Below are 4,381 nucleotides of genomic sequence, written 5' to 3'. Positions count from 1 at the left end.
AATCCTGCACTCAGCCGTCTGACGTGCGATCGGCGTACAAGTCGTACGTCGTGCGGAGCGAAGGATCGATAGCCCGGAGCGCGCCTTCTCTCGAGTGCGGCCGTGGTGTCGTCGAGATGTCCGCGGGAACGGTGCTCACAGCCAAGGCGGTGACCGCCGATCGGCAGTGGCTGCTGTTCGAGTCCTCGTCGGGCGAGGATCTCTGGCTTCCGCGCGACGACGTGGACTATCAGTAGGGCTGGCCTCCTGTCCGCACGACGTCCTCCCATCCGGCGGGCGCTAAGATTCCCCTTGGCCTCCGTACCTCCGCCGACCCGACACCGAAGCTTTCTGCATTGAACACAGCGATCGACCTCTCCGAATACGACGTCCCTGGCCGCGGCCGCGGGATTCTCGACGTTTTCCAGTGGGGATATCTTCTGCGCCTGCTCGTGCGCAAAGGGACGGCTACGCGATACCGCAATTCGGTCCTCGGCTGGACGTGGTCCTATGTCAAGCCGGCCGCCCAGTTTGCCGTCTACTACTTCGTCATGGGAATCGTGCTGCGGGCGCATGACGACGTTCAGTACTTCGCGATCTATCTCTTCGCCGGCGTGGTGATCGTCAACCTCTTCAATGAAGCATTCGGCAATGCCACCGACTCGATCGTGGCCAACGGTTCGCTTGTCCGGAAGATCTACCTTCCCCGCGAACTGTTCCCCATCGCGGCGATCATCGTCGCTCTCATCCACTTCCTCCCGCAGCTCGCGGTTCTCCTTCTGGTCTGCATCGTGGTGGGATGGACTCCCACCTTCGCCGCGCTCGGCGCTGTGCTGCTCGGTACGGTGATCGTCGTGACATTCGCGCTCGGCCTCGGACTGTTCTTCAGCGGACTCAACGTCCGATTCCGTGACGTCCAGAACTTCGTGGAGATCATTCGGATGTTCTCCACCTGGACATCTCCGGTCCTGTACCTCTGGACGTTCGTCGCGGCGACTCTTCCCGCGTGGGCGTTCGGCATCTACATGATGAATCCGCTCACGATCGCCGTCGAGCTGTTCCATGTGGGGTTCTGGGAGCAGACGGTCACGCAGAGCCACGGGCTGCCTCCCGCGTTCTGGGAGTATGCAGCGATCGCAATGGGCATCTGCGTAGCGATGCTCTTCATAGGCCAGTTCACCTTCCGCCGTTTCGAGCGCTCATTCGCACAGGACCTCTAAGTGACGAACCAGATCACCGCGCAGACGACCGCGAAGCCCTCGATCATCCTCGAGCACGTGTCGAAGCGCTTCCTCCGCAGGAATTCGCATTCCTTCAAGGAAGCGTTCATCGGCTGGATGAAGAAAAAGAAGGTGCGCGCCGACACGTTCACCGCGCTCGATGACCTCAGCTTCCAGGTCGGCGAGGGCGAGGCCGTCGCTGTGCTGGGCCTGAACGGCTCGGGCAAGTCGACGACCCTCAAACTCGTGTCGGGTGTGCTCGAGCCGGATTCCGGCCAGGTGTACACGCGCGGCCGTGTCGCGGGACTCATCGAGGTGGGCGCCGGGTTCCATCCCGATCTGACCGGAAGAGAGAACGTCTACCTCAATGCCGCCATTCTCGGAATGAAGCGCAAAGAGATCGACGAGCGATTCGACGACATCGTCGCCTTCTCGGAGATCGAGGAGTTCATCGACCAGGAGGTCAAGCACTACTCCTCGGGGATGTTCATGCGACTGGCGTTCTCGGTGGCCATTCATGTCGAGCTCGATGTGCTCCTTGTCGACGAAGTGCTCTCAGTGGGTGACGCACCGTTTCGGGCGAAGTGCGCCGCGAAGATCAAGGAACTCACTGCTCAGGGCATCACGATGCTGGTCGTCAGCCATGACATGGTGATGGTCCGCGAACTTTGCGATCGAGGAATCCTGATCCGAAAGGGCAAGCTGGAGTTCGACGGACCGATCGATGAAGCTGTGGAACGCCACGCGGCCCGGTGAGGCACCCGATCGTGACTCTTGAGTCGGATGTCCCGTGTAGGGCCCATCGTGCCTGAGAGCACCGTGGACGTCGGAGGCGTCGACTGCTTTCGCTGGGTCGGGCGCGACTCCTCCCAAGGAGGAAATTTCGGCGACGAACTGGGACCGATCATCGCGGCCATCCTGAGCGGGCAGCGAATCCGGGACGGCAGGGCGACGCCAGAGGCAGACCCGCGACCGCGTCTCCTGTCGGTAGGGAGTGTCCTCCAGTTCGCGCGCGATCGTGACGTGGTGTGGGGCGCGGGAATCAACGGGAAGGTCATCCCCCCGCGATATCCACGGGAGCTCGACGTCCGTGCGGTGCGTGGGCCGATCACCCGCACCGCTCTGCTGTCACGGGGGATCGAGGTGCCTCCGGTCTACGGGGACCCCGCGCTCCTGCTTCCTCACCTGCTGCCCGACCTGTCGAGCCGACGGGGGACCGGCGGCCGCGTCGTCGTGCCGAATCTCAACGAGCTCGACCGCTTCGAAGGCCCTGAGGTCGTCAGTCCGCTGGGTGAGCCTCTCGAGATCGTCGGCAGAATCGCTTCCGCGGATTTCGTCACTGGGACATCCCTTCACGCGCTCATCATCGCGGATGCGTTTGGGGTCCCCTCTCGCCCGATCGCACCGAAGGCCGAGCATCCGCTCAAGTACCTCGACCACTACTGGGGCACAGGACGCCACGATGTGCAGTTCGCAGCGTCGACCGCCCATGCGTTCCAGCTCGGCGCCGTCGGTCCCGCGGTCGCCGATCTTGCCGCCCTGCGCCAAGCGTTTCCGTCGGACCTCTGGTCCGCGCAGACGTCGCACGCCGGGACCTCGCAGGCTTCGAACCTCGTGCACGGGGATGGAGGACCGGGCGGTATCGATGTGTCGGTCGTGATTTCAGGACCCGGATCGAGCGAACTCGTCCAGACGCTGGAGTCTCTCTCGACGCAGGACCTGCCCGGGGCGGAAGTGATCGTCGTCACAGACTCGCGCGACTCACGACCCCCGACGGGTGCGACCCCGCTCATTGCCGCGCCCGTCCATCACATCGAGCCTGCCGGTGGCGAACCGGCCAGGCAGGCCGCGCTCCGCACGGCCTCCGGTCGCTGGGTGGTCTTCTACGATGCCGGTGACATCGTGCCCCCCGATCTCGTTCGCAGTATCGGGCAGCGGCCCTCGGTGCGCGGGTCCGACGTCGTCATCGGTGACCGGCTCGCCTTCTCGGCAAGCGCCACGTTCCGCCCGCGGGAGGCTCTGTCCTCCTCACCTGGGCCTTCCCCGCGGAGTTCGATCTCCGTCGACACGCTGTCACCGGCCGCGCTGCGCCGTCGTCTCTGTGGAACCGCGTTCGCGCGCGAACTGCTCACACGGGCCGACCTCCCGTTCGGATGCGAGCCTGATGGCGCAGACGCCGTTTCGATGCTGATGGCGCTGGTCATCGCCGGTTCTGTTGACATCACCTCTGATGTGACCTGTCTGCACCGGATGCCGACCGGCGTGCGCGCAGACCGCGAAGGGCTCATGCTGGACGACGATCTGGGAGCGCTATTGCGGCGCGAACTGGGGCTCGCCTGCGTGCACGCCGTGTCGTCACTGGAGACTGACGCGTACCGCTCTGACACATATCGGTGCGAGATCGCTCCGAGGCTCGTAGATGTGCTCCTGAACCCGGGCCCTCTCGTGATCGCCGACCCGAGTCTATCCGCGACGGTCGCGCTTCTCGTCGCTGCGATGCCGCTTCCCTCCGAGTCCGACCCGCTCGAGCTGCTGATGTTCCGGCTCCTGTCGGCGGGCGAACCGAACGCCGCCGCGGCGACGGCGACGCTGATCCGCGACCCGCGCAGTCCCGTCGCCGTCAAACTCGGCCTCTGGACCGAGATCCTCCTGGCAGTCGAGCGCACGCGGCTCGATGTTTCCGGAATTGCAGACACGGCGGTCGAGTCGGTCCGCGCTGTTCTCGGGACCACTCCCGCCTCCACGGCCGACATGGCTGTCGGATGGGCTGGACTCGCCCGATCGGCGCGGAAAGTGCTCGGCGGCGACGCGGTGGATCCGATCCCAGAGTCGGCGCTCATCGGCGACATCGACATGTTGCGAGCAGCGCTCGGCGCGCGGCGGCGGCTGCGCGGGCGGTTATCGATCACGCGTCCTCGCTGGAACGCGCTTCGTTTCGCGGTGCATGTCCAGTGTCCTGCCGACGGTGTGAGCGTGGCTCTGTTTCCCATCGGTGCGGCGGGACCGGCGATTCGGCTCTCTCGCCACGCGCAGTCGAACTACGCCCCGGGCGATCGCAGCATGACGCTGAGCGCTCGCTCCATTCCTCTGCACGCCCTCTTCGGCCTCGGGCTGTGGGACGACGACATCGGCGCCTGCGTCGGGGTCGAGGTCGACGTGCACGAGCTCGCGCCGCGGCGGCG

At 65.2% G+C, this 4,381-nt stretch carries 3 protein-coding genes; all 3 read left to right on the top strand.

Features of this window, described 5'->3' with window-relative positions; all coding sequences use genetic code 11:
- Nucleotides 1–335: 335 nt before the first annotated feature.
- Nucleotides 336–1,199 carry an ABC transporter permease gene (locus B4E30_RS05780; RefSeq protein WP_286793950.1) on the top strand — a complete coding sequence of 288 codons (864 nt, stop codon included), beginning with the start codon at nucleotides 336–338 and terminating at the stop codon, nucleotides 1,197–1,199.
- On the top strand, nucleotides 1,200–1,955 hold the full coding sequence (locus B4E30_RS05775; RefSeq protein ID WP_286793948.1) for an ABC transporter ATP-binding protein: 756 nt from the start codon (nucleotides 1,200–1,202) through the stop codon (nucleotides 1,953–1,955).
- 48 nt (nucleotides 1,956–2,003) lie between these two features.
- The coding region (locus tag B4E30_RS05770; RefSeq protein WP_286793946.1) for a polysaccharide pyruvyl transferase family protein at nucleotides 2,004–4,381 on the top strand (2,378 nt) is incomplete at its 3' end.

The sequence above is a fragment of the Microbacterium sp. UBA3394 genome, from assembly GCF_002358725.1.
Classification (GTDB): Bacteria; Actinomycetota; Actinomycetes; order Actinomycetales; family Microbacteriaceae; genus Microbacterium; species Microbacterium luteum.
Note: the sequence above shows the minus strand (reverse complement) of the source record. Positions and strands in the feature narration are given on the sequence as shown.